Here is a 21,946-nt window from a genome sequence, read left to right on the forward strand (position 1 = left end):
CCGGCCGGCGCGGCTGCCGCCGCGTGCCGCGGAAGTCGTGACCTGTCCAGAAGGATGTTTCAGCAGTTGGATGATTCATGTCCTGAAGTAATGCAGGGAAGGTAAGCCTCCGCGGTCGCGGATGTCAACCGGCGCCGCTCGCCCTGGTGGGCGACCGGCCGCCGCGCCTGGGCGGTGCTCCCGTTCATGGCATCAACTCGCCGTGAAGAGCGGGGAGTTCGGGTTCGGCTGGGGGCGCCGGGTAAACAGCCCTCCATTTCCTTGTCATGAACTCTTCTGTTCTCAGGTTGCCGCGCCAAGATCCCTTCTGCGCCGGGGACACACCCATGCGTCCCGGCGCAGGGAGGAGAGGGCATGCTGTCCCCAAGGCACCAGCGACGGATCATGACCTGCACCGTCGTGGCCGCCGCGTTCGGACTGGTGAGCACCCAGGCGTTCGCGGGGTCGAGCGGCACCGGACCCCGGCCCTGGCAGGCGAGCCACCAGGCCGCCGTCGGCCGCCAGCACATCAAGGCGGTGCACGCCGGCGACGCCGCGTCCGCCTTCGCCGCGGAGGGCGACGAGGACGGTGCCGACGAGGCCGAGAACTCGGCCGAGGCCACCGCCCAGTTCACCGAGGCCCGCACCGCACCCGGAGTCGTCGCGCCCGGCGCGTACGGCGCGGCCTGGCAGCAGCTCCAGTCGATGCGGCACACGTCCGGCGACTGGGACCACGTCACGAGGAAGGCGTACGACTCGGACGACCCCCGCTACCGGGACGTCAACTCCAACTCCAGCGGCGGATCGGGGCAGGTGACCGGACGCATCACCGGGATCGCCGCCGACGACCAGGGCTACGTGTACGCGGGCGGCGCCAACGGCGGCGTCTTCCGGTCCACGACCGGCGGTGGGCACTGGAAGCCGATCTCCGACCGGCTGCCCTCCCTCTCGACGGGCACCCTCGCCCTGGACGGCGGCAACCGGCTCTGGTACGCCACCGGCGAGTCCAACACCGGGGCGACGTCCTTCGTCGGCACCGGCGTCTACGTCCTGAAGGACCCGCGCCACGGTCAGTTCCGGCCCGGCGACCGCGTGGGCGGCGCCGAGCTGGAGTCCACCGTCATCCACGCCCTGCGCTTCGCCGGCACCAAGGTGTGGGCGGCGACCGGCACCGGCGTGTGGTCGCACTCCACGACCACCCTGTCCGGTCCGTGGAAGCACGAGTTCGCGCCCAACCCCGACTATCTGCCGGGCGGTGCGAAGGCGGACGACCCGAGCGCCCCGTACCGGAACATCGCCAACGACATCGCCGTCGACCCGAAGGACCCGGACAAGGTCCTCCTCGCGCTCGGCTGGCGCGGCGGAGACGCGTACAACGGGCTGTACGCCCGGCAGGACGACGGCAGCTGGAAGCCGGCGAGCGGCCTCGGCGACCTGCCCACCGGCAGTGACGACGTCGGCAACATGACGTTCGCGGCCGCGGCCGACGGCTCGCGCCTGTACGCCGTCGACCAGTCCCCGGCACAGATGGCCACCAACCCGGACAGCGGGCTGAAGGGCGTCTACGTGTCGAGGAACGGCTCGCCCTTCGGCCCGTGGACGCTCGTCGCGGACTACACCAAGCTGAAGGCGTCCGGATCCGCCCTCCAGGACGCGGGCTACCAGCCCGGCATCCAGTCCTGGTACAACCAGTTCCTCCAGGTCGACCCGACCGACGCCGACCACGTCTACCTCGGTCTGGAAGAGGTCTTCGAGACCAGGAACGGCGGCGCGACCTGGACGACCCCCGGCCCGTACTGGAACTTCCCCTTCCCCTGCTGGAGCATCGACCCGGCCAAGCGGACCGGCGACTGCTCCCCGACCACCCACTCCGACCAGCACGCGGTCGCGATCGGCAGCTACCGGGGCAGGAGCTGGGCGTACGTCGGCAACGACGGCGGCATCTACCGCCGCCCGCTCCGGGGCGCCGTCGACTCCGGCGGCCACGCCAAGGACTGGCAGTCCCTCAACGACGGGACCATCGACACCCTCCAGTACTACTCCGTCGGCGTCGGCAAGGACCTGACCTACGGCGGCGTCTCGGTCAGCGGCGGCCTGCAGGACAACGGCCAGTCGATCCTGCGCGGCCGCGACAAGGTGATGGGCTCGGACTTCGGCGGTGACGGCGGCGACACCATCACCGACCCCGCGAACGGCTGCAACACCGCGGAGGAGTACGTCTACCTCGCCATCTGGGTCACCCAGAACTGCGGGGTGAACGACGGCTCCTGGACCACGGACCCGGCCAAGGCCACCGAGTACGAGGTCGCCCCGCCGGACAGCGACCTGGGCGGCGCGGGTGCCCGCTTCATCGCGCCGATCGCGGCCGACGCCAAGAACCCGGCCACCTGGGTGGCCGGCGGCCGGCACGTGTGGGTGAACACCAAGGGCTACGCGATCCGCTCCGGCGAGGAGTGGACCAACGCGTACGACCTCGGTGAGGGCCACGTGGCCACCGCCGTGGCGTCGTCCGGCGGCACGGTGTACGCCGGCTGGTGCGGCCCCTGCAACAACCAGGGCTTCACCCGCGGCATCGCGGTCGGCAACGCCGACGGCACCGGCTGGCACCAGCTGAACCTGCCGGTCGACGGCACCGTCCCCAACCGCTACATCTCCGGCTTCGACGTCGACCCGGCCGACGCCCAGCACGTGTTCGTGGCGGTCAACGGCTTCTCGCGCAAGTGGACCGAGGGCCCCGGCGCCGGCGTGGGCCACGTCTTCGAGTCGCGCAACGGCGGTGCCGACTGGACCGACGTCTCGGCCAACCTGCCCGACGTCCCCGCCGATACGGTGAAGTTCCTCCCGGGCGGCGGCCTCGCCCTCGGCACCGACCTGGCGACCTTCTACCGGCCGGCCGGGGCCACCCAGTGGCAGGTGCTCGGCCACGGCCTGCCGAGCACGGCCGTGATGCAGCTCCGCACCGGCCCCGACGGCCGGCTGTACGCGGCCACGCACGGACGCGGCATCTGGTCCTTCGACGTCCGGCGCCTCACGGGCCGCAAGGGCTGACCAGGCCGTAAAAGGGCCGGCAGGGCCGACCAGGCGGGAGCGGAACGCCGGCGTGAGGGCGGCGGGTGGACATGAGCCACCCGCCGCCCTCACGAGGTCCGGCCGGCGTCCGTCAGAGCGGCGAGGGCTTCGGCGGTGCCGAGGCCGGCGGCGTGATCAGGCCCGCCGCCACCGCCTTGTTCGCGGCGTCGACCCGCGAGGTGGCGCCCAGCTTGGCGAAGATGTTGCGCATGTGGCGCTTGACCGTGCCCTCGGTGAGGCCGAGGACGGTGGCCGTGCGGCGGTTGCTGTGGCCGGCGGCGACCAGGGTGATCACCTCGACCTCGCGCGGGCTGAGGCTCTCCTGCGGCTGCTGCGGCGCGGGGGCGCGGCTCGCGCGGGAGCGCGGCGGCAGGGAGACGGTCAGGCCGTCCTGGGTGCACGCGTCGCGCAGGGCGGCGGTCAGCGACCGGTGGGTGGCGGTCTTGTGCAGGAAGCCGCGGATGCCGAGCGGCAGCAGTGCCTGGAGCAGCCGGGGGTCGTCGTGCATGGTCAGCACCATCACCCTGGTCTCGGGCGAGGCGGCCTGCAGGGCCTGGACCGTGCGGCCCGGGTCCTCGTTGCCGGGCATCTCGATGTCCATGAGGACCACGGCGGGACGGTGTTCGGCCACGGCCGCCACCATGCCCGGCGCGTCACCGGCGGTGGCGACGACCTCGAAGTCGCCCATGGCGGCGATGAGTTCGGCGAGGGCGTCGCGGAGCAGGGTGTGGTCGTCGGCGATGACGATGCGGTGGGCGGTCACGGAGTGCGTCGCCCTCCGGTCTGTTCCGGACCGGGCGGCAGGGGCACGGACATCCGCATGCCGGTGCCCACACCGGGGGTGCTGGTGAGATGGAATGATCCGCCCATCGCCTGCGTCCGCTCCCGCATCGACAGCAGGCCGGTGCCGAGGCCGCGCGGGCGCTCGGTGTCGAAGCCGTCGCCGTCGTCATGCGCGAAGCAGTCCACACGGTGGGGCGCCACGTCTACCTTGAGCGCCACGGTTCTCGGTCTCGCGTGGGCGAGAGAGTTCCGCAGGAATTCACGCAGGACGAGAAACAACTCCTCGGCGTGTTCCGGCGGCAGCCAGGACTCGTCTCCGTTGACCTCGATGTGGAGGCCCGTGCCGGACGGCTGGTGCTGTTCCGCGTATTCCCTCAGAGAATCGGCCAGTTGGCGCGTTCCGCTCGTTATCCGCAGATCGGAGATGAGCTGACGGGTGAAATCGGACGCCTCGTCGAGGGCGTCTCGCACCCGGCCCAGGAATGGGGTTCCTTCCTCTCCGGGCCGGGACTGACCGGTGGTCTGCTCGTGCAGATCGAGGTAGCGGTGCGCCAGCGCCAGGGTGTTGCCGAGATGGTCGTGCAGATCCCGGCCGAGCTGCCTGCGGTGGCCGCCGGCCCGCTCCTCCACCTTGTTCAGCAGATACGCGTCATAGCCCGCGGCCGACACCTGCAGGCAGGTGGACAGGCTCTCGTTGAGCGCCGACACCGCACGCCCCAGGCACTGCGAGGCCTGCTCCGGCGGCAGGTCGGCGACCGCCCTGACCAGGTACTGGAGGGTGATCTGGAACAGCAGCCCCGACGAGCGGAGCGTGTCGGCCGGGTGCACCGTCTGCAGGATGCCCCGGGTGCTCAGGCCGACCGAGAGGCTGAGGGCGACGTTGCCCTCCCTGCGGTCGTTGTCCGCGCGCAGCGCGGCGCAGCACTCCTCCAGGACGAGCCGCGCGTGCTCCCGCGCCTCCGCCCAGAGTTCGTCCGTGGTCACCAAAGGACTGGAGATGCCGAGCAGGGCGTTGCGGAAGGAACAGACGATCTCGTCTCTTCCGGCGAGCAGCCAGCTCTCCAGCCGTCGTGCCGCAGCCCTCGAGTCCTCGACCGGTTCGGTCTTCATCATGATCAGCTCCCCCTTGCGTTGCACTGAGGAGTGTAACGAGACATCCTTTCGACAGAAGACCGGAATTCAACTTGTAACGCGTTCTTACCATCACCCGACCTGCAGTGATGCGCGATCTTCCGTCAGGCGCCCCATGGTGTCCACATGGTGGCGCAGTCTTATTTCGACCGGATGGTGCCGCCGTTCCGTGGCCACGGCGGCGGCGTAGTCGCCGAACGGATGAGGCAGCGTCAGGGTGGTGGCGGGCCACGGCGACAGGTCCCGGCCCGCCGCGGCGGACAGGCCCAGGCCGGACGCCTTCACCGCCGCCTCCAGCCGGGTCCAGGCCCGGAAGCCCTGCACCGTGCCGACCTCGCGGGGGCGGCCCAGGACGCGCGGCCAGTCGATGCCGGCCCGGATGCGCTCCACGTCGACGCCGATGGTCGCGCCGGGCGGCCGCACCCCGAGCAGCGCCAGGCCGTCGGAGCGCGACAGGTTCACGGCCGGCCCCGGGCACCAGCCGAGGTTGTATCCAGGTTTGCCGTGCGGGCCGTTGCGCACATGGGTCAGCTCGGCCGGATGGCAGCCGAGGTAGCCGGCGACGATCTCACGTACCGCCAGATGGGCGGCGAGGTAGCGGTGCCGGGCGCGCGGACTGCGCTCGCCGAGCCGCCACAGCCGGTGCCGCTCGTACGGGCTGAGCTCGTCCACCCGGTCGTCGTGGCCCCCGGGCGCCACCGCGTCGAGTGAGATCAGCCACACGTCGACGATATCGGGGTGCAGCATGGCCGCGTCCTTTCAGGAGAGAAGAGGGTGCCCGGCGTGCGGGGGAGTCACGCCGGGCACCCTCTGAGGAAGGGAGTCCGTCAGTCCTCGACGAGCGCCCGCTCACGGGGCGCGGCGGACTCGTCGCCGGCCGCCGGCGCGGCGGACCGCTCGGCGAGCATCAGGTGCACGACCACCGCGGTCACCGCGCACAGCGCGGCGGAGGCCCACAGGATCACCCGCAGCGCGTCCGTGTGCCCCTGCGACAGGAAGTCCAGGAACGAGTCCCGCAGCCGCGCCGGGGCGTCGGCCACCACGCTCGCGGTGTCACCGCTGGCGACCTGGTCGGAGGCGCGGCCGGCCGAGGCGCCGGCGCCGAGGTACGTGCCGAGCCCGTCGGTGATCCGCGAGCGCACCAGCGAGGCCAGGGCGGCGACCATCACCACGGCGGCGATGGCCTCGCTGGCCAGCCGGATGGTGTTGAACATGCCGGCGGCCATGCCGGCCCGCTCCGGCGGCACGGTGCTGACCGCGGCGCCGTCGAGCACGCCCATGATCAGACCGACGCCGACACCGCAGACGAGCAGCGGCGCCGCCAGGCCCGCCACCGTGATGTCGGGGTGGACGATCGTCAGCAGCGCACAGCCCGCGGCGATCAGGAGCAGGCCGAGGCCGAGCACCGTACGCATCTGCATGCCGCCCGCGACCAGCTTGCCGGCGATGAGCGGACAGAACAGCACCGGACCGGTGAGCAGCAGCATGATGAGGCCGGCACCCTGGGCGCTCTCGCCGTTGGCCCCGATGAGGTAGGCCGGCAGCACGAGGAGCAGGCCGATGAAGCCGAACGAGAAGGCGATGTTGAGCAGGTTCACGCCGAGGAAGCGGCGCTCCTTGAACAGCGACAGGTCGAACATCGGTGCCTGCTGGCGCCGTTCCACCGCCGCGAACACCACGACCAGCACGATCGAGCCGGCGAAGAGGCCGAGCACCGTCGCGCTGCCCCAGCCGCTCTGCGGGCCCTGGATGATGCCCAGGGTGAACAGCACGAGCGCCAGGCTGAAGGTGATGGTGCCGGGCCAGTCGATGCGCCCCGCGCCGGGGTTGCGCGACTCCGGCAGGAACGGCAGGCCGAGCATGGAGAGCACCACGAGGCCGAGGTGCGCGTAGAAGACCGACTCCCAGCCGAACGCGCCGGCCAGCAGACCACTGGTCGTCGGGCCGAGCGCCAGGCCCGCGCCGAGCGTCATGCCGGCCACGGCGAACGCCTTGGCGCGCTCGGCGCCGTCGAAGCTGGTGGCGACGATGGCGGTCGCCGAGGTCATCAGGGCGGCCGCGGCGACACCGGCGAGACCGCGGGCGATGTCGACGACGAGCACGCTGGGGGCGAGGACGGTGGCGACCAGCGAGAGCGCGTACAGGACGGAGCCGAACGCGAACATCTTCTTGCGGCCGATCAGGTCGGCGAGCGACCCGGCCACCATCATCAGACTGGCGGCCATCACGTTGTAGGCGTTGACCACCCACTGCAGAGAGGCCAGATCGCCGCCGAGCTCGCGGCCGATGTCCGGGAGCGCGACGGGGGTGCCGCTGACGCCGAGCGGCACGATCAGTACGCCGAGACACACCACGAGCAGGGTGAGCCCCGGGCGGGTCCCGGCGGGCCGGGTGTCGGGGGTGGTCATAGGGGACGGGCTCCTTATGTGAGCGTTTCCGGTACGGGGTGCGGGTGCGGGGCCGCGGGCAGTTCCACGAGGTCGCGGACCAGGCGCAGATCGCCGGGCCGGCCGAGCGTGGAGACCACCGCGTCGGGACGCACCAGGCACACGGCGGGGCCGCGCAGGCCCAGTGCCGCGTGCAGGGCTCCGGCGGGATCGGCGAGCACGGGCACGCCGTTCCTCTCCCGGGGGGACGGGGCGCCGGAGACGACGAGGGTGCGGTGACCGGGGCGGTCGATCGCGGCGGCGGCCGAGAAGGCCTCGGCGGTACGGGCCGGATGGCGCCGGTCGGCGGCGAAGACGAGCAGCAGCGGGCGGCCGCCGTCGAGCAGGTCGTGCAGCCGTTCCACGCGGTCGCCGCCCGCGTGGAGAGCGGGGGAGAGCGCCACGTCGGGCAGCCGCGCGCCCTCGCGCAGCCGGCCGAAGGAGCGGCGCGCTCCGGGGTGGACCAGGGACAGCTGGGTCTGCCGGGGGATGACGAACCGGTCGAGCAGACCGGTGCGTTCGCCGACCCGCAGGGCCGTGTCGCGCACGTTGCGCCGCCAGCCCTTCATCATCCACAGCCGGGTCTGCAGGTCGGTGTCGTCGAGCACGCCCTGCGCGACGGCGCGGCGCTCCGCCTCCCAGCGGTCCAGGAAGGACTCCGGCGAACCGCCCGCGAGGACCGAACCGAGCCGCCAGGCCAGCGTGGCGCCGTCCTCGATGCCCGTGTTGAGCCCCTGGCCGCCGGCCGGGCTGTGGATGTGCGCCGCGTCGCCGACGAGCAGCACCCGCCGGTCGCGGAAGCGGTCGGCGATCCGGCGGTGGACCCGGAACACCCCGGTGCGGTGCTCGCCGGTCAGCCGGATCGGGACCGGGCAGCGCTCGGAGGCCGCGCGCTGCACCTCGGCGCGCACGTCCTCGGCGATCTCGGCGTCCGGCGCGAGGCTGGTGAAGACCCGGAAGTTGCCGCCCGGCAGGCCGACCACGACGAGCACGCCCTTGGCGGTCATGAAGTAGTGGGCCTCGTCCTCGGCGAGCGGGGTGTCGCAGGGGCCGTCCGACAGCAGGAACTGCTGCGGATACGTCTCCCCCTCGTAACCCGTGCCGAGCGCGGAGCGCACCGTGCTGTGGGCGCCGTCGGCGCCGACCAGCCAGTCCACCCGCACCTCGGAGGCCCGGTCCTCGCCGTCGGTCAGCACGGCCGTCACACCGTCGCCGTCCTGCTCGAACGAGGTCAGCCGGACGCCGAACTCCGTCTTTCCGCCCAGCGCCTCGAAGCGGTGGCGCAGCGCCTCCTCGGTCTCCTGCTGCGGCAGGGACACCGCGAACGGGAAGCGGGTGTCGCGCACCTTGTCGAAGGTGAGCCGGGCGACCCGGCGGCCGCCCGAGTGGTAGTTCTGCGCGTGCAGGGCGAGCCCGCGGTCCAGGATCTCCGCGGCGGCGCCCAGCCGGTCGAGGGCCTCCAGGGCCCGCGGCCACAAAGTGATCGCCTTGGCGTGCGGGTTCGGCCGCTCGGCCTGGTCGATCAGCCGGACGTCGATCCCCTGCTGCAGGAGACCGGTGGCCACGGCCAGACCGACCGGGCCGGCGCCGACGACGAGGACGCCGGCGCCGCTGCGCTGCGTACTCATCCGGCGGCTCCGTCCCGGACGACCAGGCAGGCGACGTTGCCGTCGTGGCCGACCGAGGTGACCAGGGCGATCCGGCCCGAAGGGGCCTGCTCGTCCTGCCAGCGCGCGAGGACGGCCGCCAGCTGCAGCGCGCCGTCGGCGCTGTACGCCTCGCCGGTGACGTCCTTGACCCGCACGGCCGGCACGTCGCGGTCGCCCAGCGCCTTGCGCACGGCGCGCTGCTCGACCTCCTCCAGGGCGGTGAGGCCGGTGGCGCCGAGCGAGACGAGCGTGACGTCGTCGGCGGCCACGCCGCTGCGCTCCAGGGCCCGGCCGATGCAGTCGGCGAGCGCGCCCGCCGGCCCGGGCCGGGTGCCCTCGGGCACGAACGCCGTCTCGCAGGCGAGGAGTTCGGCGAGCACCGGGGCGCCCGCCGCGCGGGCCGCCTCGGCGTCCCGGACGGCGAACACCGCGCAGCCCTCGCCGACCGGGGTGCCCGCGGTCAGGCCGCCGGTCGCGTGCCAGCCCCAGGCCGTCTGCGGGCACAGCTCCTCGACACCGCCGACCACCAGCCGCTCGGCGTGGCCGCGGGCGAGGGCGTTGCGGGCGTAGCGGAAGGCGTTCAGCGACGCGGTGGTGCCGCCGGACAGCGTGGCGTTGATCCCGCGCAGACCGTGCCAGATGGCCATCTGACCGGTGACCGAGTTCATCACCGTGTTCGGGAACGCGGCCGCGTTGACCAGGTACGGACGCTCCTGGACGTGGGTGTCGCGGGCGAACTCGCTGCTGCTGCGCACACTGCCCGAGGTGCTGCCGACGACCACACCGGTCGTCGTCCACTCCGGGTCGTTCGCGGCGGCGTCCACCGGGACCGTGTCCACCGGGTCGGCCGAACCGGCGCGGAGCACCGCCACCGCGGCCAGGCCGAGCGCCGTCGTCCGGTCCAGGTGGCGGGTGCCCTTGCGGCCCACGTGGTCCGCGATACGGAAGTCCGGCACGACCCGCACCTCGCCCGGCAGGCCGTCGTCCTGAGCCTCGCCGAGCGGCAGCTGTGCGGCGTCGGCGCAGGCCGCGCGGTCACCGCGCAGCGCCTCGGCGAGGGCGTCGAGCCCGAGACCCGCCGGCGAGACGACACCGTGGGCGGTGACGGCCAGGGGACGGACCCGGGGCAGCGCGCCCGACGGGGCGGCGCCGGGGGTGGAAGCGAGCGTTGTCGTCATGACACTTTCCCGAGGATCGTGATGGCGTTGTTGCCGCCGAAGGCGAAGCCGTGGTTCTGCGCGATGCGGACCTCGGCCGGCCGGGCCCTGTTCGGCACCGGGTCCAGGCCCGGGCCGAGCGCCGGGTCCGTCTCGCGGAGGTTCGCGGTGGGCGGCAGGAAGCCCTGCTCGATCGCCTTGCAGCAGATCAGGGCGCCGAAGCCGCTGGCCGCGCCCATGGTGTGGCCGAGCATGGACTTCACCGAGCTGACCGGCGGCAGGCTGGTGCCGAACGCCTCGCGGATCGCGGTCACTTCGGTGATGTCGTTGGTCGGCGTGCCGGTGCCGTGGGCGCTGATGTAGTCGACCTGGTCCGGCGTGATGCCCGCGTTGCGGTGGGCCCGCCGGATGCACTCGGCGATGGACCCGGAGTCCGGGTGCACCATGTGCTTGGCGTCGCAGCTGAGCCCGTAGCCGAGCACCTCCGCGTAGATCCGCGCACCGCGGGCCACCGCCCGGTCGAGCGGTTCGAGCAGCAGCGCCACGCCGCCCTCGGCGGTCAGGATGCCCGCCCGGTCCTTGTCGAAGGGCCGGCAGACGTCCTCGGAGAGGGCGCCCAGACGCAGGAAGCCCGCGTGGGTGTAGCGGTTCACCGAGTCGGCGCCGCCGGCGATCATGTAGTCGGCCTCGCCGGTGCCGACGAGGTCGGCCGCGTAACCGATCGCGTAGTTGCTCGCCGAGCACGCCGTGGGCAGCGTCTGCGCCTCACCCGTCAGCCCCAGCTCGGTGTTGACGGCGGCCGCGATGCGGCCCGCCGGCACCTGCGCCACCAGGTGCGGGGAGAGGCTCTTCAGACCACCGGCCACCCACTCCTGGGTGAGCCGGTCGACGGCGGGCGCCTCTCCACTGGTCGTGCCCATCGCCGAACCCGAGCGGGCCGCGGCCAGTTCGGCACGGCTCAGGCCGGCGTCCTCGACGGCCTGGACGGCGGCGGCCGCGGCGAGGAGGCTGGAGCGCCCCCACCGGTCGGTGTCGAGCCGGCGCAGCGCGTCACGCGGCTCGAAGTCGTGCACCTCGCCGGCCATCACGCTCGGGAAGCCGGCGGTGTCGAAGGAGCGGATCGGCGAGATGCCGCTCCGGCCCTCCCGGACCGAGGCGGCGAGCGCGTCGGCACTCATGCCGAGGCTGCTCACCGCGCCCAGTCCGGTCACCACGACACGGCGTGCGGTGGACTCAGGCACGCTCGGCCCCCGAAGCGAGCGAGACGACGTGGCCGGACAGGGTCGCCAGGTCGGTCAGCTTCTCGGCGTGGTCGACCGGGACGGCTATGCCCAGCTCCTTCTCGATGCGGGCCAGGATCTGGATGAGCGCCAGCGAGTCCGCGTCGAGGTCCTCGACGAACTGTGCCGTGGCGTCCAGCTCGGCCGGCTCGCCCTCCAGTTCCAGCTCCTCGGCGACGATGATCCGGATGCGGTTCTCGATCTCGGCCGACGACAGCGCCACAGAGTTGTTCGACACGGAAATTCTCCCCTCTCGGCCGACGACCTCCGCCGACCGGTGGACAGGAATCTGCCAGGCCGGAGAGGGCCGAAGAAGGGATCTGCCACCAAGGCGCGCACCACGTCGCCGCAAGTGGCAGCCCTCGTGTGTCGACCAGGGGTACCCCTTTGACCAGGGGTGATGTCTCTCGATGTCACTTTCGAGGCAGTGCCCCTGTCCCTTGGAGGCAGCGGCGTTGAGACAGCCCCTGACGGCACCCATGCTCGGTTCTCGACGACGCCCCGAACGGCGTGGCGTGGAAGTGGCGTGGAAAGGGAGATCCGATGCCCTCAGTGATCAGTGCGAGCCGGGAAGGCGACACGGCGACGGCCCCGGCGGCCCCCGCGACCGCGGGCCCGGCGCTCCACCGGCCACTGGCCGTCTTCTCCGCCGCCATGGCCGTCGTCACGCTCGGCACCCTGGTGGGCCTGGCCGTCGACGACCGGGTCCTGAACGGAGCGCCGATCTGGCTGAAGCCGCTGCACTTCGCCTTCTCGCTGGCCGTCTACGGGCTGACGCTCGCCTGGCTCCTGCCGCGCGTCACCCGCTTCCCGCGGACCGCCTGGTGGGCCGGGACGCTCATCGCCCTGAGCTCGCTCGCCGAGATGGCGATCATCGGCATCCAGGCCGGGCGCGGGACGTTCAGCCACTTCAACAAGACCACGGACGTCAACACCGCCTTCATGAACGGCATGACCGTCGCGGTGATCGTGCTGTGGTCGTCCAACTTCCTCGCCGGCGTCCTCGTGCTCAGGGACCGGTCGATGCCCGTCACGCTGCGCTGGGGCGTCCGGCTCGGTCTGTGGCTCGCCGTCATCGGCATGGCCCTCGGCATGCTGATGAACCCGCCGACTCCCGAGCAGCAGCAGGCGCTCGACGCCGGCCTGCCGACCCTCGTCGGCGCCCACAACGTGGGCGTGGCCGACGGCGGCCCCGGCATGCCGCTGACCAACTGGAGCACCGTCGGCGGCGATCTGCGCATCCCGCACTTCGTCGGCATCCACGCCCTCCAGGTCCTGCCGCTCGTCGCCCTCGCCCTGATGCGGGCCGGCCGCCGGCGGCGCGGCTCCCTGCTCGCCGACGAGAAGGTCGCCACCGGCCTCGTCGTGGTCCTCGGCGCCTTCTGGGCCGGGCTCGTCGCCCTCGTCACCTGGCAGGCGCTGCGCGGCCAGTCGCTGGTCCACCCGGACACCGCCACGCTCGGCGCGAGCGGCGCGCTGCTCGCGGCCGCGGCCGTCGCGGCCGTGGCCGTCCTGGGCGCCGGCCGCAGCCGCGCCGCCCGTGGCTGAAGCACCGCCGACCGCCGCCGGACAGTGCCCTCCCGGCGCCCCGACGTCCCGGCCTCCCTCACACGAAGCACGGAGTAGAACCCACATGTCCGAGACCGCGGTGGCCACGACCGCCGAGCCCGCCCTGCAGATACGTTTCGCCCACACCGTCGACCGGCACCTCGTCCACCGTGCCGCGGTCGCCGAGGTGTTCGTCACCGACGCCCGCCAGGTCGGCGACTCCGTCTACCTCGCCGGCGCCCAGACCCCGCTGTCGCACAGCTACTACAACGACCACGTGCAGGACCCGGCCGTCACCGACGTCCTGCTCGTCCTGGAGGCGTCCCGGCAGGCCGCCGTCTGCGCCGCCCACACCTTCCTCGACATTCCCATGGACACCTCCTTCCTCGTCAACGAGGTGTCCGTCCAGCTGCGGGACACCGACGCGCTGCGCACCGGCAGGGACCCCGGCGAGCTCCAGCTGCTCACCGAGTACCCCACCGTACGGATGAAGGGCGACCGGGCCCGCAAGGTCGGCGTCACCCAGGAGCTCACCTTCAACGGCCGCCCCGTCGGCACCGCCACGATGCAGGTCAGCGCCCTCACCAAGACCGAGTACCGGGCCCTGCGCGAGTTCCAGCGCGGCGGCGTGGCCCCCTCCACCCGCGAGGTCCCGCCGCCCGACCGCTCCGCCGTCCTCGCCCCCGAGCAGGTCGGCCGCAACGTCCGCGGCAACGTCGTCCTCGCCTCGCCCGCCTTCGACGACGGCCGGCTGACCGCCCGGCTCACCCCGGACTTCGCCAACCGCAGCCTCTTCGACCACGAGTACGACCACTACCCGGCCATGACCCTCCTGGAGGGCGCCCGCCAGCTGAGCCTGCTGGCCGCCTTCTGGCGCGGCCGCCGGCTCACCCGTACCCACGTCCTCGGCATGGACGCCGCGTTCCTCCGCTTCGCCGAGCTCGACGCCCCGGTCACGCTCTCCGCCGCCATGCCGGAACGCGACCGCGACACCCTCGAGGTCGTCTTCGAGCAGTCGGGCCGCACCATCGCCACCGTCGCCGTGCGACTCGCCGAGGAGGCCGAGGCCGCCACGTCGGCCGGCAGCGGGGCCGGGGCCGTGACGGGCGCGGCCGCGTGACCGCCCCCGTACGCGCCGTCTGGACGGACTTCCGCGGCGTGCTCACCCCGCCGCTCTCCTTCGCCGTCGAGTCCTTCTGCGACCGGGCCGGCCTTCAGCCGCGCACGCTGCACGCGGCGATGCGCGTGGTCGGCGAGTCCTACGGCGCCGGCTCCATGGAGGTCCTCGACACCCCGCTGGCCACCGAGGAGGAGTGGGGCCGGCAGGTCGAACGCGTGCTGCGCGACGACTTCGGCGTCACCGCCGACATGTCCCGCTTCGCCGAACGCTGGTTCGCCGACCGCCGGGTCAACGAGCCCTGGATCGCGGAGCTGCGCCGGCTGCGCGCCGCGGGCGTCTTCGTGGGCCTGCTCTCCAACATGCCGCCGGGCTGGGACCCGTACTGGCGCCTGATGGTGCCGCCCGAGGACTTCGACGCCCTGGTGATGTCCTTCGAGGTGGGCTGCCGCAAGCCCGACCGCGACATCTTCGACCTGGCGGCACGCCGTTCGGGCCTGCCCGCCGAGCAGAACCTGCTCGCCGACGACCTCGCGGAGAACTGCGAGGGCGCGGTCCGCGCCGGCTGGCACGGACTGCACTTCACCGACACCGACCGGGCCGTGGAGGCCCTCCGGTCCGCCTGCGGTCTGCCGCAGGACGGAACCGGCCGCACGCCCGACCCCGAAAGGATCCCGTCATGAGCCGTACCGTCCTGATCAGTGGAGGAAACCGGGGCATCGGTCTCGCCGTCGCCCGCGCGTTCAGCGACGCGGGCGACAAGGTGGCGGTGACCTACCGCAGCGGCGAGGCGCCGGCCGGTCTCTTCGGCGTGCGCTGTGACGTGACCAACGAGACCTCCGTCAAGCGGGCGGTCGCCGAGGTCGAGGCCCAGTTCGGCACGGTCGACGTGCTGGTGGCCAACGCGGGCATCACCCGCGACGGCCTCATGCCGATGATGAGCGAGGCCGACTTCCACGACGTCCTGGACACCAACGTCACGGGAGCGTTCCGGCTGGCCAAGCACGCCACCGGCGGCATGCTGCGCAAGCGCTGGGGCCGGCTGGTCTTCATGTCCTCCGTGATGGGCACCCTCGGCTCGCCCGGCCAGACCAACTACGCCGCCTCCAAGAGCGGCCTCGTCGGCCTCGCCCGCTCGCTGGCCTGGGAACTCGGCTCGCGCAACGTCACCGCCAACGTGGTCGCGCCCGGCCTGATCGAGACCGACATGATCCAGCACGTCACCGACAAGCGGCGCGCCGAACTCATCGCCAACACCCCGCTCAAGCGCACCGGCACGCCCGACGAGGTCGCCGCCGTGGTCCGCTTCCTGGCCTCCGACGCCGCCGCCTTCGTCACCGGTGCCGTGGTCCCGGTGAGCGGTGGCATCGGCATGGGCGACTGACGGATCACGCATGTCGGCATGGAAGAGACCGACGTGCACCAGGCCCGGGAGGACGGCCTCCTCCTGGACTGCACCCCAGCCCGCGGGTTCTCCCGCGACGACATGGACGTCCTCGACCGGTGGACGCCCCTGAACCCGGCCGACCGCACCACCGACTGCGGCGGGGCGCGCTGCGAGGGCGCCCGCCGGCTCGCCGGCGACCGCACCGCGGCCGCCAAGTCCGTACGGCTGCACCAGATCGCGCTGTCGCTGCACCAGTGGTGGCTCCAGCCGCAGGCCGTGGACCTGCAGGACGACGGCCCGCGGCTGGTCTTCCGGCACGAGGCGGCCGGCGACGCCGAGCTCGTGCTGTGCCCGCTGCACACCCTCCACACCGACGTGTGGGACTGGTGCGTGCGCCTGCGGGCCCGCACCGCCCCGGACTCCTGATCCACCGGACCGGCCCGGGGCCGCCGCCCCGAGATCCCGAAAGGAAAGCACGTGCGCATCGTGCGCTACCACGCCCACGGTTCCCCCGACGTCCTGGTGACCGAGGAGACCGACCTGCCCGCGTACGGGCCGCAGGACGTCCTCGTACGGGCCACGGCCATCGGCGTCGACCACGCCGACGTCCAGCGCCGCCGCGGCACCTTCCCGCTCGGCGCGCCCGCCCTCCCGCACTGCCCCTCCACCGACGTCACGGGCGTGGTCGAGGCCGTCGGCCGCGACGTGCAGGGGCTCGCCCCCGGCACCCGCGTCCTGGTGTGGAAGGCGCCGGCCGCCTACGCCGACTACGTCGCGGCGCCCGCCTCCCGGGTGCTGCCGCTGCCCGACGGCATCGACGACGCCGAGGCGACCCTGCTCGGCTCCACCGGCCGGGTCGCGCTCAACCTGCTGCGCACCGCCGCGGTGTCGGCCGGCGAGAGCGTGCTCGTGCACGCCGGCGCGGGCGCCGTCGGACACATCGCCGTGCAGGCCGCCCGGCAGCTCGGCGCGGCCCGGGTGATCGCCACCGCGGGCTCCGAGGAGAAGCGGGAGTTCGTGCGCTCCCTCGGCGCCGACCACGTCGTCGACTACACGGCCGCCGACTGGCCCGAGCAGGTGACCGAGGCCGCCGGCGGCGGCGTCGACGCCGTCCTCGACGGCGTCGGCGGCAAGCAGCTCCTCACGGACGTCCGGCTGCTCGCCCCCTACGGCCGCCTCGTCGTCTACGGCGGCTCCGGCGGCGACACCGTCCAGCCCGACCTTCCGGTGCTCGACCTCCTCGGCATGCGGACCGTGACCGGCTTCAGCATGCCCGCCGTCCTCGAACACCGCCCGCGCCAGGCCCAGCAGGCGGTGCGCGACCTCGTCCGGATGGTCACGGACGGCTCCGTGCGCCCGGTGATCCACGCGCGCGTGCCGCTGACCGAGGCGGCCCGCGCCCATGAACTCCTGGAGGAGCGGCGGACGATGGGGCGGGTCGTGCTCGTGACGACGTGAGCGTCCGTCCGGCGGGCGGTGCCGCGTCCGGCGCGGGGCCTCGGGTACGACGGGGGCGGCCGGGGGAGTGGCTGCGCCGCCCCGGTCCGCTTCCGTACTCCGCACCCCGCACCACGAAAGGGATGTCAGCACCATGACCGCGACACGGACCGCCGGCCAGGACTGGCTCCGGACCTTCCATCCCGCGCCGGACGCGCCCGTCCGGCTGGCGTGCTTTCCGCACGCCGGCGGCGCGGCCGGGCTGTTCCGGGGCCTCGCCCGGGATCTGGCGCGCAGCGCCGACGCCGAGCTCGTCGCCGTGCAGTACCCGGGCCGGCAGGACCGCCGGGCCGAACCCGTCGCCACGGACCTGGGCGTCCTCGCGGACCACGCGGCCGACGGGCTCGCCGCCGCCGACCCGCGGCCGCTGGTGCTGTTCGGGCACAGCATGGGCGCGCTCGTCGCGTTCGAGACCGCGGAGCGGCTGCACGCGCGCGGCGTGCCGCTCGCCGGGCTCATCGTCTCGGGCCGCCGCGCGCCGCACCTGAACCGGCCCGGCCGCGTCCACACCCGCTCGGACGAGGGCCTGGTGGCCTCGCTGCGCGAGCTCGGCGGCACCCACGACGGGCTGCTCGCGGACGAACGGTTCCTGCGCCTGATCCTGCCCGCCGTCCGCGGCGACTACCAAGCGGTCGAGACCTACCGGCGCGCGCTGTCCCCGGCCCGGCTGACCTGCCCCGTACTGGCCGTCGTGGGAGACGACGACCCGCTGGTGACGGCCGAGGAGGCCGGCCAGTGGGCGCTGCACACCCGCGGCGCCTTCGAGCAACGGACGGTGCCCGGCGGCCACTTCACCCTGGTGCAGGACCGCGCGGGCCTCGGCGCGCTGCTGCGGGAGGGAATCGGGGCGGTGCTGCGGGAAGGGCTCGGGGCGCTGCGCGTGCCGTAGGCCGATTGGCGGGCGGAGTGGGATCTTTCCGTCGAGACGCGGGCGTGTTCCGGCGGGCAGGAACGTTTCTGGGCGGTGGGCGCGTGGTGCTCTGATCCGGAAATCCTCCCGGTCCCGCCACGCGCGTGGCGCGAGGCCCGGGCTTCCCCACTGATCGGAGCACATCCGCATGCGTCCTTCCCTGCTCGGCGCCTCCGCCGCGCTCGTCCTCGCCCTGCCCGCGCTGTCCGCGCCGGCCGCGTCCGGCGCGCCGTCGGACGGCGCCGCCACCCCGGCCCCGCTGCGGAAGTCGGCGAAGGCGATCGAGGGGCAGTACATCGTCATGCTGTCGGCGGGGTACGACGCCGAGGCGTCGGCCACGAAGGTGCCGGGCGTGACGCCGCTGTTCACGTACAAGGGCGTCTTCCCGGGCTTCGCCGCCCGGCTGACCCCCGCCCAGCTGCAGGCCGTCCGCACGATGCCGGGCGTGGCGGCGGTGGAGGAGGACGCGGAGGTCACCGCGGCCCCGGTCACCGCGTCCCCGGCCGCCGCCGGGAGAACCAGGGCGGCGGGGCTGCCCTCGGCCAGCTGGGGCCTGGACCGCATCGACCAGCCGTACCTGCCGCTGGACAACCAGTTCACCGCGAACGGCACCGGCAAGGGCGTGACGGCCTACATCGTCGACACCGGCATCGACTTCGGCCACGCGGAGTTCGGCGGCCGCGCCACGGCCGGCTTCGACGCGATCGGCGACGGCTACAACGGCCAGGACTGCAACGGCCACGGCACCCATGTGGCCGGCACCGTCGGCGGCTCCGTGCACGGCGTGGCCCGCGAGGTCGACCTGGTCAGCGTCCGCGTCCTCAACTGCCAGGGCAAGGGATCCTGGTCCGGCATCATCGCCGGCTTCGACTGGGTCGCCCAGAACGCCAAGCAGCCCGCGGTCCTCAACGGCTCGCTCGGCGGCCCTAAGAACGTCGCGGTGAACGTGGCCGCCACCGCCGTGTCGGACAAGAACGTCCTGCCGGTGCTCGCCGCCGGCAACAGCGCCCAGGACGCCTGCGGCGTCTCGCCGGCCAGCGCCGACCGGGTCCTCACCGTCGGCGCCAGCGACTACCGCGACGAGGAGACGGACTTCTCCAACTTCGGGCCGTGCCTCGACGTCTACGCCCCCGGCAGGGCGATCGTCTCCGCCAAGCTCGGCGGCGGCAGCGTCGCCCTCGACGGCACCTCGATGGCCTCCCCGCACGTCGCGGGCGTCGCCGCCCTCTACAAGGCGGCGAACCCCACGGCCACCTCCCTGACCGTCGGCGGCTGGCTGCTCGACCAGTCCGTCAAGGACGTCCTGAAGGTCTCCAAGGGCTCCCCGAACCGCCTGCTGCAGACCGGCGGCCTGTAACCCGACCGGAACGGCCCGGCGCCGGCCACGACCCCCGGCGCCGGACGGCGGGTCCACTCGCCGCACGCCTGCCGCGATGCGGTGCGATGCCGTGCGGCGGGGGCGGGGAGCCGGTCCGGACGTTACCCGCGCCGGCTCCCTGGCCACCCTCCTGCGGCTGCGTCCCGCCCACCGCCGCGACCACGGGATCGGGCTGAAGGAATTCACTCTCCTGGGCCTGCTCGCGATGCCCGCCAGCGGTCCGTGACCGGGCGGCATAGGGCCCTCGGGCGCCCGCCGGGGACGGCGGACAGCAGGGCCCCGGTGCCGCCGGAGGCCCGTCGTCCCTCCGCGGCCGAGCCCGCGTGAACGTGCGGGGCGCTGCGCCCGATGCTGCAATGGGGTGAGGGCGGGGGGCCTCCCAACTGTGCGTGGAGTGGTGATGAGCGACGATTTCGAGGACATGGGACCGGTCGACTACCTGGTCATCGAGTTCCCCGGCAACCGCATGACGGGCGAGGCGTTTCCGATGCTCCTCGACCTGGTCGACAGAGGCATCGTGCGCATTCTCGACCTCCTGTTCGTCCGCAAGGACGAGGACGGCAGCGTCGTGGCGCTGGAACTGAGGGACCTGGACGCCGACGGCGACTTCGACCTGTCCGTCTTCGAGGGATCCTCGTCCGGGCTCCTCGGCCAGGACGACCTCGACGAGGCCGGCGCGGCTCTCCAGCCGGGCAACGCGGCAGGGATCCTGGTCTACGAGAACCTCTGGGCCGCTCCCATCGCGCGGGCCCTGCGGCGCTCGGGCGCGCAGCTCGTGGCCGGCGGGCGCATCCCCGTACAGGCCCTCCTCGCCTCGCTCGACGCCGTGGAGGCGGGAGAGGGCGGCTGAACCACCGCCCGCAGGATCCGACAGCGGTCAAGGAGGACGTGACATGCCAGGACTTCTTCGAGGAGTGGCGCGCACCGCGGTGGTGGCCGGCACGGCGACCGCCGTGTCCAACCGGGTCTCGCGGCGCCAGGCGGGCCGCTGGGCCGCCCAGCAGCAGGAAGCCGCGCCCGCGCAGCAGTACGAGCCGCCACCGGCCGCCGCGCCGCCGCAGGCGGCGGAAGACGACATGAGCAGCAAGATCGCCCAGCTCAAGGAGCTCGGCCAGCTGAAGGAGCAAGGCGTGCTGACCGAGGAGGAGTTCGCGACCCAGAAGAGCAGGATCCTCGGTTCCTGAACCCCCTTCCGGGCCCGTCTCCCCCAACGCCCCTCCCGAGCCCCCTGCGACCGTTCGCAGGGGGCTCGGCGCGTCGCCCCGTGCCCCCGAACGGCCCACCCCGGGATGCCGGACGTCCGCCCGTCGACGGGAATGGACACGGGCACCTGTCCGCCCCGGACGGTGACGGGACCATGGAGGACGGATGACAAGAGCGCTGCGGAGCGTTTCGTCGGCGGTACTGATCGTCCTCGCCTGCATCCTGGTCCCGGTCAGCGTCCTCACGGTGTGGGTGCACGACATCGTGCTGAACACCGACCGCTACGTCGCGACGATGAAGCCGCTCGCCTCCGACCCGGCGATCGAGGCCGCCGCGCACAACCGGATCGTCCACGCCGTGGACGTGCGCGTCGACGGCAAGGAGGTCACCGCCGAGATCGCGGCCTGGCTCCAGTCCCAGGGCCTGCCGCCGCGCGCGGCCAAGGCGGTCAAGGGCCTCGCCCCGCAGCTGGACGCCGCCGTGAACTCGGCCGCCGACAAGGTGGCCACCCGCTTCGTCCAGAGCGACCGGTTCGAGAAGGTGTGGGTCACCGCCAACCGGGCCGCGCACACCGCCGTCGTCCACGCCCTGACCGGCAAGGGCCGCGGCGCGGTCGGCGTCTCTAACGGCACCGTCACCCTCGACGTCGGCGAGGCCGTGGACAAGGTCAAGCAGGACCTGGTGGACGCGGGCCTGTCACCTGCGGAGAAGATCCCCGACGTCAACAAGACGATGGTGCTCTTCCAGTCCGACAAGCTCGACAAGATCCAGAGCGCCGCGCACGCCCTCGACGTCCTCGGCAACTGGCTGCCCGTCCTCACCGTCGTGATCGCGGCCGGCGGCGTGTTCCTGGCCCACCGGCGCCGCCGCGCCCTCGCCAAGACGGCCCTGGGCGCGGCCTTCGCCTGCCTGGTCGTGGCCATCGGCCTCGTCATCGCCCGCCACTACTACCTGGACCACCTGCCACCCCAGGTGCAGTCCGAGGCGGCCGCGGCGGCCATCTTCGACCACCTCCTGCACTTCCTGCGGGTCGCCCTGCGCACCGCCATCGTGCTCGGCGTCGTCATCGCGCTCGGTGCCTACTTCATCGGCCCCGGCCGGCTCGCCGGCGCGACCCGCTCGGCCGCCGAGCGCGGTGCCGACGAGGCGGCCGGGTGGTGGAACGGCCACGGCGTCAACACCGGACCCGTCGGCACCTGGACCGAGGCCCACCGCAAGTGGCTCACCGTCGGCGCCCTGCTGCTGGTCGCCCTGCTGTTCGCCCTCTGGAACCACCCCACGGTCCTCACCGTGCTGCTCCTCGTCCTCATCCTGCTCGCGGTGCTCGCGGTGATCGCCCTGCTGGCCGCCGACGGCCGGCAGCGGCAGAAGCCGGCCCCGGCCGGACCGCCCCCGGCCGGGCCGACCGCGGCCGCCTGACCGCGGCTGCCCG

Annotated in this window: 20 protein-coding genes; 12 read left to right on the top strand and 8 right to left on the bottom strand. The window is 73.4% G+C overall.

Annotated elements, in window-relative coordinates; genetic code table 11:
* The first annotated feature begins 354 nt into the window (after positions 1-354).
* On the top strand, positions 355-3,027 hold the full coding sequence (locus ACFYU9_RS15005) for a glycosyl hydrolase (protein ID WP_389344899.1): 2,673 nt from the start codon (positions 355-357) through the stop codon (positions 3,025-3,027).
* Positions 3,028-3,139: 112 nt separating this feature from the next.
* Here the strand turns inward: ACFYU9_RS15005 and ACFYU9_RS15010 are convergent, their stop codons facing one another.
* The 8 genes from ACFYU9_RS15010 to ACFYU9_RS15045 all read right to left on the bottom strand — a co-directional run bounded on the left by ACFYU9_RS15010 (position 3,140) and on the right by ACFYU9_RS15045 (position 11,712).
* Complete coding sequence (locus ACFYU9_RS15010; RefSeq protein WP_389217414.1) at positions 3,140-3,811, bottom strand: response regulator; 672 nt, start codon at positions 3,809-3,811, stop codon at positions 3,140-3,142.
* The gene (locus tag ACFYU9_RS15015; protein WP_389217417.1) at positions 3,808-4,944 is read right to left on the bottom strand and encodes a sensor histidine kinase; all 1,137 of its coding nucleotides are present in this window, start codon (positions 4,942-4,944) and stop codon (positions 3,808-3,810) included. The genes ACFYU9_RS15010 and ACFYU9_RS15015 overlap by 4 nt, the downstream gene beginning before the upstream one ends.
* 90 nt (positions 4,945-5,034) lie before the next feature.
* Positions 5,035-5,709: a 4'-phosphopantetheinyl transferase family protein gene (locus tag ACFYU9_RS15020; RefSeq protein ID WP_389217420.1), complete on the bottom strand. Its 675-nt coding sequence runs from the start codon at positions 5,707-5,709 to the stop codon at positions 5,035-5,037.
* Positions 5,710-5,789: 80 nt separating this feature from the next.
* Positions 5,790-7,370 (bottom strand): MFS transporter, encoded by a 1,581-nt coding sequence (locus ACFYU9_RS15025; protein ID WP_389217422.1) that lies wholly within the window; start codon positions 7,368-7,370, stop codon positions 5,790-5,792.
* A 14-nt stretch (positions 7,371-7,384) separates the two neighbouring features.
* Positions 7,385-9,016 (bottom strand): FAD-dependent monooxygenase, encoded by a 1,632-nt coding sequence (locus ACFYU9_RS15030; protein ID WP_389344901.1) that lies wholly within the window; start codon positions 9,014-9,016, stop codon positions 7,385-7,387.
* Positions 9,013-10,215, bottom strand: coding sequence for a beta-ketoacyl synthase N-terminal-like domain-containing protein (locus ACFYU9_RS15035; protein WP_389344903.1), 1,203 nt, complete (start codon positions 10,213-10,215; stop codon positions 9,013-9,015). Before ACFYU9_RS15035 ends, ACFYU9_RS15030 begins: the two co-directional genes overlap by 4 nt.
* Positions 10,212-11,435 carry a beta-ketoacyl-[acyl-carrier-protein] synthase family protein gene (locus ACFYU9_RS15040; RefSeq protein WP_389217429.1) on the bottom strand — a complete coding sequence of 408 codons (1,224 nt, stop codon included), beginning with the start codon at positions 11,433-11,435 and terminating at the stop codon, positions 10,212-10,214. Before ACFYU9_RS15040 ends, ACFYU9_RS15035 begins: the two co-directional genes overlap by 4 nt.
* Positions 11,428-11,712 carry an acyl carrier protein gene (locus tag ACFYU9_RS15045; RefSeq protein WP_389217432.1) on the bottom strand — a complete coding sequence of 95 codons (285 nt, stop codon included), beginning with the start codon at positions 11,710-11,712 and terminating at the stop codon, positions 11,428-11,430. The genes ACFYU9_RS15040 and ACFYU9_RS15045 overlap by 8 nt, the downstream gene beginning before the upstream one ends.
* Positions 11,713-12,017: 305 nt before the next feature.
* Between ACFYU9_RS15045 and ACFYU9_RS15050 the strand changes: the two genes are divergently transcribed.
* From ACFYU9_RS15050 to ACFYU9_RS15100, 11 genes are all read left to right on the top strand, one after another.
* Positions 12,018-13,022 carry a hypothetical protein gene (locus ACFYU9_RS15050; protein ID WP_389217435.1) on the top strand — a complete coding sequence of 335 codons (1,005 nt, stop codon included), beginning with the start codon at positions 12,018-12,020 and terminating at the stop codon, positions 13,020-13,022.
* Between the two features lie 85 nt (positions 13,023-13,107).
* A complete protein-coding gene (locus tag ACFYU9_RS15055) occupies positions 13,108-14,142 on the top strand; it encodes a ScbA/BarX family gamma-butyrolactone biosynthesis protein (protein WP_389217438.1) in 1,035 nt (344 codons plus the stop codon).
* The gene (locus ACFYU9_RS15060; RefSeq protein WP_389217441.1) at positions 14,139-14,822 is read left to right on the top strand and encodes an HAD family hydrolase; all 684 of its coding nucleotides are present in this window, start codon (positions 14,139-14,141) and stop codon (positions 14,820-14,822) included. The genes ACFYU9_RS15055 and ACFYU9_RS15060 overlap by 4 nt, the downstream gene beginning before the upstream one ends.
* A complete protein-coding gene (fabG, locus tag ACFYU9_RS15065; protein WP_389344905.1) occupies positions 14,819-15,523 on the top strand; it encodes a 3-oxoacyl-ACP reductase FabG in 705 nt (234 codons plus the stop codon). Before ACFYU9_RS15060 ends, fabG begins: the two co-directional genes overlap by 4 nt.
* Positions 15,524-15,541: 18 nt before the next feature.
* Positions 15,542-15,952 (top strand): hypothetical protein, encoded by a 411-nt coding sequence (locus ACFYU9_RS15070; RefSeq protein WP_389217446.1) that lies wholly within the window; start codon positions 15,542-15,544, stop codon positions 15,950-15,952.
* Between the two features lie 51 nt (positions 15,953-16,003).
* Complete coding sequence (locus ACFYU9_RS15075) at positions 16,004-16,984, top strand: zinc-binding alcohol dehydrogenase family protein (RefSeq protein WP_389344907.1); 981 nt, start codon at positions 16,004-16,006, stop codon at positions 16,982-16,984.
* 133 nt (positions 16,985-17,117) lie between these two features.
* Positions 17,118-17,912 (top strand): thioesterase II family protein, encoded by a 795-nt coding sequence (locus tag ACFYU9_RS15080; RefSeq protein WP_389217452.1) that lies wholly within the window; start codon positions 17,118-17,120, stop codon positions 17,910-17,912.
* Positions 17,913-18,081: 169 nt separating this feature from the next.
* Entirely contained in the window at positions 18,082-19,290 is a 1,209-nt protein-coding gene (locus tag ACFYU9_RS15085; protein ID WP_389344909.1) for a S8 family peptidase, read from the top strand.
* A 421-nt stretch (positions 19,291-19,711) separates the two neighbouring features.
* Positions 19,712-20,161, top strand: a complete 450-nt coding sequence (locus tag ACFYU9_RS15090) for a DUF6325 family protein (RefSeq protein ID WP_389217457.1) — start codon at positions 19,712-19,714, stop codon at positions 20,159-20,161.
* Between the two features lie 43 nt (positions 20,162-20,204).
* Complete coding sequence (locus ACFYU9_RS15095; RefSeq protein ID WP_389217460.1) at positions 20,205-20,495, top strand: SHOCT domain-containing protein; 291 nt, start codon at positions 20,205-20,207, stop codon at positions 20,493-20,495.
* A 184-nt stretch (positions 20,496-20,679) separates the two neighbouring features.
* Positions 20,680-21,933 (top strand): hypothetical protein, encoded by a 1,254-nt coding sequence (locus ACFYU9_RS15100; protein ID WP_389344911.1) that lies wholly within the window; start codon positions 20,680-20,682, stop codon positions 21,931-21,933.
* Positions 21,934-21,946 lie beyond the last annotated feature (13 nt).

Source organism: Streptomyces sp. NPDC004327 (genome assembly GCF_042873935.1).
Classification (GTDB): Bacteria; Actinomycetota; Actinomycetes; order Streptomycetales; family Streptomycetaceae; genus Streptomyces.

Bases quoted from the DNA above. Each gene is read 5' to 3' on its own strand.
- ACFYU9_RS15090 (WP_389217457.1), top strand. From the start codon at position 19,712: ATGAGCGACGATTTCGAGGACATGGGACCGGTCGACTACCTGGTCATC.
- ACFYU9_RS15095 (WP_389217460.1), top strand. From the start codon at position 20,205: ATGCCAGGACTTCTTCGAGGAGTGGCGCGCACCGCGGTGGTGGCCGGC.
- ACFYU9_RS15015 (WP_389217417.1), bottom strand. From the start codon at position 4,944: ATGATGAAGACCGAACCGGTCGAGGACTCGAGGGCTGCGGCACGACGG.
- ACFYU9_RS15080 (WP_389217452.1), top strand. From the start codon at position 17,118: ATGACCGCGACACGGACCGCCGGCCAGGACTGGCTCCGGACCTTCCAT.
- ACFYU9_RS15025 (WP_389217422.1), bottom strand. From the start codon at position 7,370: ATGACCACCCCCGACACCCGGCCCGCCGGGACCCGCCCGGGGCTCACC.
- ACFYU9_RS15020 (WP_389217420.1), bottom strand. From the start codon at position 5,709: ATGCTGCACCCCGATATCGTCGACGTGTGGCTGATCTCACTCGACGCG.
- fabG (WP_389344905.1), top strand. From the start codon at position 14,819: ATGAGCCGTACCGTCCTGATCAGTGGAGGAAACCGGGGCATCGGTCTC.
- ACFYU9_RS15050 (WP_389217435.1), top strand. From the start codon at position 12,018: ATGCCCTCAGTGATCAGTGCGAGCCGGGAAGGCGACACGGCGACGGCC.
- ACFYU9_RS15085 (WP_389344909.1), top strand. From the start codon at position 18,082: ATGCGTCCTTCCCTGCTCGGCGCCTCCGCCGCGCTCGTCCTCGCCCTG.
- ACFYU9_RS15070 (WP_389217446.1), top strand. From the start codon at position 15,542: ATGGAAGAGACCGACGTGCACCAGGCCCGGGAGGACGGCCTCCTCCTG.
- ACFYU9_RS15055 (WP_389217438.1), top strand. From the start codon at position 13,108: ATGTCCGAGACCGCGGTGGCCACGACCGCCGAGCCCGCCCTGCAGATA.
- ACFYU9_RS15005 (WP_389344899.1), top strand. From the start codon at position 355: ATGCTGTCCCCAAGGCACCAGCGACGGATCATGACCTGCACCGTCGTG.
- ACFYU9_RS15100 (WP_389344911.1), top strand. From the start codon at position 20,680: ATGACAAGAGCGCTGCGGAGCGTTTCGTCGGCGGTACTGATCGTCCTC.
- ACFYU9_RS15030 (WP_389344901.1), bottom strand. From the start codon at position 9,016: ATGAGTACGCAGCGCAGCGGCGCCGGCGTCCTCGTCGTCGGCGCCGGC.
- ACFYU9_RS15035 (WP_389344903.1), bottom strand. From the start codon at position 10,215: ATGACGACAACGCTCGCTTCCACCCCCGGCGCCGCCCCGTCGGGCGCG.